The organism is Streptomyces sp. UNOB3_S3, assembly GCF_020740895.1.
In the GTDB taxonomy this organism is placed as follows: Bacteria; Actinomycetota; Actinomycetes; order Streptomycetales; family Streptomycetaceae; genus Streptomyces.
The window spans coordinates 1-6476 of sequence record NZ_JAILXP010000388.1 but is presented as its reverse complement, the minus strand read 5'-3'; the positions used below and the strand labels follow the sequence as shown (position 1 = coordinate 6476).

6 protein-coding genes are annotated in these 6476 nt (G+C 72.6%); 4 read left to right on the top strand and 2 right to left on the bottom strand.

Going from position 1 to position 6476, the window contains the following annotated elements:
* Positions 1-221, top strand: a 221-nt coding sequence (locus tag K6I33_RS29620) for a carbohydrate-binding protein (protein WP_229357624.1), incomplete at its 5' end; no start/stop codon positions are given.
* 47 nt (positions 222-268) lie between these two features.
* Complete coding sequence (locus tag K6I33_RS29615) at positions 269-1471, top strand: MFS transporter (protein WP_229357623.1); 1203 nt, start codon at positions 269-271, stop codon at positions 1469-1471.
* Positions 1472-1572: 101 nt separating this feature from the next.
* Here K6I33_RS29615 and K6I33_RS29610 read toward each other — a convergent pair whose 3' ends face one another.
* The gene (locus K6I33_RS29610; protein ID WP_229357622.1) at positions 1573-2202 is read right to left on the bottom strand and encodes a hypothetical protein; all 630 of its coding nucleotides are present in this window, start codon (positions 2200-2202) and stop codon (positions 1573-1575) included.
* A gap of 234 nt (positions 2203-2436) precedes the next feature.
* Here K6I33_RS29610 and K6I33_RS29605 point away from each other — a divergent pair, with 234 nt between their 5' ends.
* On the top strand, positions 2437-3855 hold the full coding sequence (locus tag K6I33_RS29605; RefSeq protein WP_229357621.1) for a uracil-xanthine permease family protein: 1419 nt from the start codon (positions 2437-2439) through the stop codon (positions 3853-3855).
* A 115-nt stretch (positions 3856-3970) separates the two neighbouring features.
* Positions 3971-4663 (top strand): DUF5995 family protein, encoded by a 693-nt coding sequence (locus K6I33_RS29600; RefSeq protein WP_229357620.1) that lies wholly within the window; start codon positions 3971-3973, stop codon positions 4661-4663.
* Positions 4664-4727: 64 nt separating this feature from the next.
* Here K6I33_RS29600 and K6I33_RS29595 read toward each other — a convergent pair whose 3' ends face one another.
* Positions 4728-6434: an NAD(P)/FAD-dependent oxidoreductase gene (locus K6I33_RS29595; RefSeq protein ID WP_229357619.1), complete on the bottom strand. Its 1707-nt coding sequence runs from the start codon at positions 6432-6434 to the stop codon at positions 4728-4730.
* Between the last annotated feature and the right edge of the window lie 42 nt (positions 6435-6476).

Below are 6476 nucleotides of genomic sequence, written 5' to 3'. Positions count from 1 at the left end.
CCCCCACGGCGACCCCGACCGGCACTCCGACGGGCACACCCACCGCCACCCCGACGGGCGGCACCTGCGCGGCCCCCGCCTGGGACGCGGCGACCGCCTACAACGGCGGGGCCACCGTCTCCTGGAAGTCCCACAGCTGGAAGGCCAAGTGGTGGACCAAGGGCGAGGAGCCCGGGACCACCGGCCAATGGGGCGTATGGCAGGACCTCGGCACCTGCTGATGGTGGACTGAGGCCCGGACAACGGGCCGATGCCGAGGAGGGGTCGTATGGACGGCAGCAGCACGGAACACGCGGCGGTGCGCCGGGCCAGGGTCGCGATGGCGGCGGTCTTCGCCGTGCACGGCGCGGTCACCGGCAGTTTCGCCACCCGCGTCCCCTGGTTCCAGGACCACCTCGGCATCGGCTCCGGCCGGCTCGGTCTGGCGCTCGCCCTGCCCGCGATCGGCGCGTCGCTCGCGATGCCGCTCGCCGGGCGGATAAGTCATCGCTACGGCTCACGGACCGCGCTGCGCGCCCTGCTCGTCCTGTGGTGCGCCTCGCTGGTCCTGCCCGCCGTCGCCCCCGGAATGATCACGTTCTGCGCGGCGCTGGCGGTGTACGGGGCGACGTCCGGGATGGCGGACGTCGCCATGAACGCCCTGGGCGTGCGCACCGAGGAGCGGCTGGGGCGGTCGATCATGTCCGGGCTGCACGGAATGTGGAGCGCTGGGGCGCTCGCCGGTTCAGCGGCGGGCACGGTCGCCGCGCACGCCGGTACGGACGCCCGGGTCCATCTGGGGCTGGCGGCCGGCGTCCTGGTCCTGCTGGGCGCTGTCGTCTGCCACTGGGTGCTGGATCTGCGGGCCCGGCCGGAGGAGAATCCGCCGCCGCGCTTCGCGTTGCCGCCGCGTTCGGCGCTGGCCATCGGGGCGGTGGGGTTCTGCGCCGTCTTCGCGGAGGGCGCGAGCCTGGACTGGTCGGCGGTCTATCTGCGGGACGTCGTCGGTTCCGGCGCGGGGGTCGCGGCGGGCTGCACCACGGCCTTCGCCTGCACGATGGCGGTGGCCCGGCTGGCGGGCGACGCGGCGGTGCGGCGCTTCGGGCCGGTGCGCACCGTACGGGCCGGGGGCGCGCTGGCGACGGCCGGCGGGGTGCTGGTGGTCGCCGGGGGTTCGGCGGTGCCGGTCATCGCCGGGTTCGGCCTGCTGGGGCTGGGCATCGCGGTCGTCGTGCCGCTGGCCTTCGCGGCGGCGGGGCACAGCGGGCCCGAGCCCAGTCAGGCGATAGCGGGCGTGGCCACCATCACCTACACCTCGGGGCTGGTGGCGCCGGCGGTCATCGGGCAGATCGCGAACGCCACCTCGCTCACGGTGTCCTTCGTCCTGGTGACGGCGGGGGCCGCGGGGCTGGTGGCGGGCGCGGGCGTGCTGCGTACCCCGGTCCGCGCGGCGCCGGCCGGCCGGGCGGCCCCGGCCGTCGAGCGCCGCTAGAGCGGCGGCGCCGCACGCCGCCGCGGGCCGTGCGCCGTACCCCGGAGGGGTGCGGCGACGGCCCGCGGTGGAGGGGGACTGTTCAGGCGCGAGGGGTCAGATCACCAGCCGCCGTGGCCGCCGCCGTGGCCGCCCCAGCCGCGGTTGCAGTCCTCGCCGCCCCAGCGGTCGTGGTGGCCCCACTTGCCGCCACCGCAGTCGTCCCAGCCGCGGCCACCCCAGCGGCCGCCTTCCTCGCCCCAGCCGCCGTGGCCACCGCCCCAGCGGCCGCCGCCGCAGTCCTCGTCCCAGCCGCCTCCGCCCCAGCGGTTGTGGCCGCCCCAGCCGTGGTTGTGGTGCTTCCAGCCGCCGAGCCAGATGCCGCCCCAGTCCCACCAGTTGTTGTGGTGGGTCCAGACGTGCCGGTAGATGTGGTGGTGGACGTGGTGGTCGCAGTCGTCGTGGTGACGGCCGCGGTCGTGGTCGCAGTCCCGGTCGCGGCCCCGGTCGCGGTCGCGGCCGTTGTCGCGGTCGCGGCCCTTGTCCCGGTCGCGGCCCTTGTCCCGGTCGCGGCCCTTGTCGCGGTCACGGCCGTGGTCCCGGCCGCGGTCGCAGTCGTGGTCGTCGTCCCAGCCCTGTACCTGGTTGCCGGACGCGATCTGCGGCGCGGCCTGAGCGACCCCGGCGACCGGAACGACGGTTGCGGCGGCGATGATCGCGGCGGCCGCGGTGCGGCCGACGTGCTTGCGCATGTGTGTCTCCTGAATTGCAGGAAATCGGACACCGAGACGCATACCTCGCATGAACCGATAAACATCCGGCGGTCGTGGCCATACAGCCCTACGAGGTGTTTATTGCGCCGATCGCAGCAACACCCCAGGCGAGGTGCCGCGCTCCCGGCACCGGGCTCCGGGAGCGCGGGAGCACCCGCCGGGCCCGCTTAGCATGGCCCGGATCATCACAACGCGAACATTTTGGGAGCAGTCATGGGCCTGGGCGTCCGCTGGACCCTGCACGGGGACGGGCGCACCCCCGCCCCCGGCGCCGTCGTCAGACCGGATGAGCGGCTCTCGTGGCCGAGAACGGCGGGGCTGGGCGCCCAGCACGTGGTCGCGATGTTTGGCGCATCTTTTGTAGCACCCGTCCTGATGGGTCTCGACCCGAATCTCGCGATCATGATGTCGGGCATCGCCACGATGCTCTTCCTGCTGGTGACCCGCGGCCGGGTGCCCAGCTATCTGGGGTGCAGCCTCTCCTTCGTCGGCGTCGCGGCGATCATCCGGGCCCAGGGCGGCGACAGCGCGGCGGTCACCGGCGCGATCCTCGTGGTGGGCGTGGCGCTGTTCCTGGCCGGCCTGGTGGTGCGGCGGTTCGGCGCGCGGATCATCCACGCGGCGATGCCGCCGGTGGTCACCGGTGCCGTGGTCATGCTGATCGGCTTCAACCTGGCACCGGTCACGGCGCGGACGTACTGGCCGCAGGACCAGTGGACGGCGCTGTTCACGATGCTGTTCACGGGGCTCGCGGTGGTGTGCCTGCGGGGCTTCTGGTCGCGGGTGGCGATCTTCCTGGGCCTGCTCTTCGGCTACGCGCTGTCCTGGGCGTCCGACCGGGTCTTCGGCAAGATCCACTCGGTGCACGGCGGCACGGAGGCCGTCGACCACTGGCGGCTGGACCTGTCGGGCGTGGCCAAGGCGGACTGGGTCGGCCTGCCGTCGCTGCACGGGCCGAGCTTCGGCTGGTCGGCGGCGCTGGTGGCGCTGCCGGTGGTCATCGCGCTGATCGCGGAGAACGCCGGGCACGTCAAGGCCGTCGGCGAGATGACCGGTGACCGGCTGGACGACCAGCTGGGCCCCGCGATCGCGGCGGACGGCGCGGCAACGGTGCTCTCCACGGCGGTCGGCGGGCCGGCCAACACCACGTACTCCGAGAACATCGGCGTGATGGCGGCCACCCGGGTCTACTCCACGGCCGCCTACTGGGCCGCGGCCTTCTTCGCCCTGCTCTTCGGCGTCTGCCCGAAGTTCGGGGCCGTCGTCGCGGCGATCCCGGGCGGGGTGCTCGGCGGCATCACCGTCATCCTGTACGGCATGATCGGCCTGCTGGGCGCGCAGATCTGGGTCCACAACAAGGTCGACCTGCGCAATCCGCTGAACCTGGTGCCGGTGGCCGCGGGCGTCATCATCGGCATCGGCGGCGTCTCCCTGAAGTTCGGCGAGAACTTCGAGCTGGGCGGCATCGCGCTCGGCACGATCGTGGTCCTGTCCGGCTATCACGTCCTGCGGGCGCTGGCCCCGGCGCACCTCAAGGCGCAGGAGCCGCTGCTGGACGAGGGCACGAGCAGCTACGACCCGGTCGAGGGTCCCGGCGGCGAGGGCGAGGCCCCGGCGCGCGGCGGGGCGTGACACATGCCCGGTGCGTCGTCGCCGGTTTCCGGCGCGGCGCCCCGTGGTTCACCCGTTCTGGTTAACCATCGGACCAGCCCGCCTACGCTCCGTGTTCGCCTGTCACTCTGTGCGTATGACGATGACGCGGGCACAGCCGGCGGTGCCCGCCGGTATCGAGGGGGTTCTGGCGCGGATGCGGGCGCTGGAGGCCGCGCTGCCGCCGGGGGACGGGGTGGCCGTCTTCAACCGGGTGTATCTGTCCGTCACCGAGGAGGTCGGCCGGCGGGCGGCGGCCGGGGGCTTCCGGGACCGCACCGCCCTGACGGAGCTGGACGTGCGCTTCGCCGAGCGCTATCTGCGCGCCGTCGACCAGGCCGCGCGGGGGTGGCGGCAGCCCGCCTGCTGGCGGCCGCTGTTCCAGCTGCGCGGCCATCCGGCCGTCCGGCCGCTCCAGTTCGCGCTGGCGGGGATCAACGCCCACATCGGCCATGACCTGGCGCTGGCGCTCGTCGACACCTGCCGGGCGCTGGAGGTCGAGCCGCAGGCCCTCCAGGGGGACTTCCACCGGATCGGCGAGACGCTCGTCGCCCTGGAGGAGCGGATCCGCGAGGAGCTGATGCCGGGCCCGGACGTGCTCGACGTCGCCGATCCCCTGACCCATCTGGTCGGCTCCTGGACCCTGGAGGCCGCGCGGAACGCGTCCTGGGCCTCGTTCCGCGCACTGTGGGCGATACGCGACCTGCCCGAGCTGGCCGAGGAGTTCACCGACCGCGTCGACGCCGGGGTCGGCATGGTCGGCCGCTGTCTGCTCACCCCGCTGGGCTGACGCGCGCCCGCCCACCCCGTACGAACGGGCGGGCGCGCGCCAGCGGCCGGAGCGGTGGAGCGGCTCAGTCCTCCGGCAGCTCGACGGGCGCGATCTCGTCGAAGACGTCACCCGGGCCGGGGTTGGTGGCGTCCGTGCCGCCGCCGAACTGGTGCATGACGCCCCACACGGCGTTCAGCGCGGTCTGGACGGCGCCCTCGGCCCAGCCGGCCGTCCAGGAGATGTCGTCGCCCGCGAGGAAGATGCCGCGCATGTCCTCGGGGAGGCGGTCCTGCATGAAGTGGGTGTACAGCCGTCGCTGGTAGCGGTAGTGACCCGGCAGGTTGGCCTTGAACGCGCCCATGAAGTAGGGCTCGTTCTCCCAGGAGACCGTCACCGGGTTGCCGATGATGTGCTTGCGGATGTCGACCTTGGGGTAGATCTCGCCGAGCGACTTGAGCATGACCTCCAGGCGCTCGTTCGCCGACAGCGGCAGCCACTTGAGGCTGTCGTCGCACCAGGTGTAGGAGAGGCAGATGACGGCGGGCTTGTCCGGCCCGTTGTCCAGCAGGTACGTGCCGCGCGTCATCCGGTCGGTGAGCGTCATCGACATGACGTCCCGGCCCGTCTCCTCGTCCTTGTCCAGCCAGAACGGCCGGTCCACCGGCACGAAGAGCTTGGACGACTCCATGTAGTGGGTGCGCTCGATCGCCGTCCAGTGGTCGATCGGGAAGAGCGAGTCATCGCACTCGATCTTCGACAGCAGCATCCAGGACTGCGCGGTGAAGATCGCCGCCTGGAAGGTGCGGATGTCGCCGGTCGCGTCGGTCACCGTGATGCGGTTGCCCGCCGTGCGGTGCAGCCGGGTGACGGCCGGGCGGGGGGCGCCGCCGTGCAGCGAGGACAGCGAGGTGCCCGGCGCCCAGTGGACGGTCTTCTCCGGCTCGCGCTCCCACAGGCGCAGCGGAAGCTGCTGGCTGCCGCCGACGATGCCGCGGTGGTGGTCGTCCGCCTCGGTGTAGACGACGCGCAGGATCTCCAGGATGGAGTTGGGGAAGTCGGTGTCCCAGCCGCCGGTGCCGAAGCCGACCTGGCCGAAGATCTCGCGGTGCCGGAAGGACTTGAATGCCTCGGACTCGCAGAGGAAGCCGTAGAAGGTCTGGTTGTCGAGCTTCTCGACGAGCTTCGCCCAGATCTCGCGGATGCGCGGCACATCGCGCTCGCGCATGGCGCGGTTCATGTCGGAGAAGTCGGCGCCCTCCTCCAGGCAGGCGTTCCACGCGATGGCGACGTCGCGGTAGACCTGCGGCAGGTCGTCGATCGTCTCGGCGTAGTGCGACTCGCCCTTGAGGTCGACGACGGTGGAGGGGGTGTCGGGCGCGAGCGGGTTGGGGAACGGCTTGGTCTCCAGGCCCACCAGGTCGATGTAGTACTGGAAGGCCGTGGAGGACGGCGGGAAGCGCATCGCGCCCATCTCGGCGGTCAGCTCGTCATCGCAGCCCTCGAAGCCGACGGTCCGCAGGCGGCCGCCGATCTGGTCGGCCTCGTAGACGACGGGCTTGAGGCCCATCTTCATCAGCTCGTACGCGGCGATGATGCCGGACAGACCGCCGCCGATGACGGCGACCTCGGTGCCGTGCCCGGTGGCCGGGATCTGGCCGATGCCCGCCGGGTGGGCGAGGAAGTCGTCGTACGCGAAGGGGAAGTCCGGGCCGAACATGGTGATCGGCGGCTCGACGGGCTGGGCCTGCTCGTGCTCGTCGTGGGCGGCGGGGGGCACCGTGGACGTCATCGGCTGGACTCTCCTACTGGCAGGGGGTGTTGAGGGGGGCGC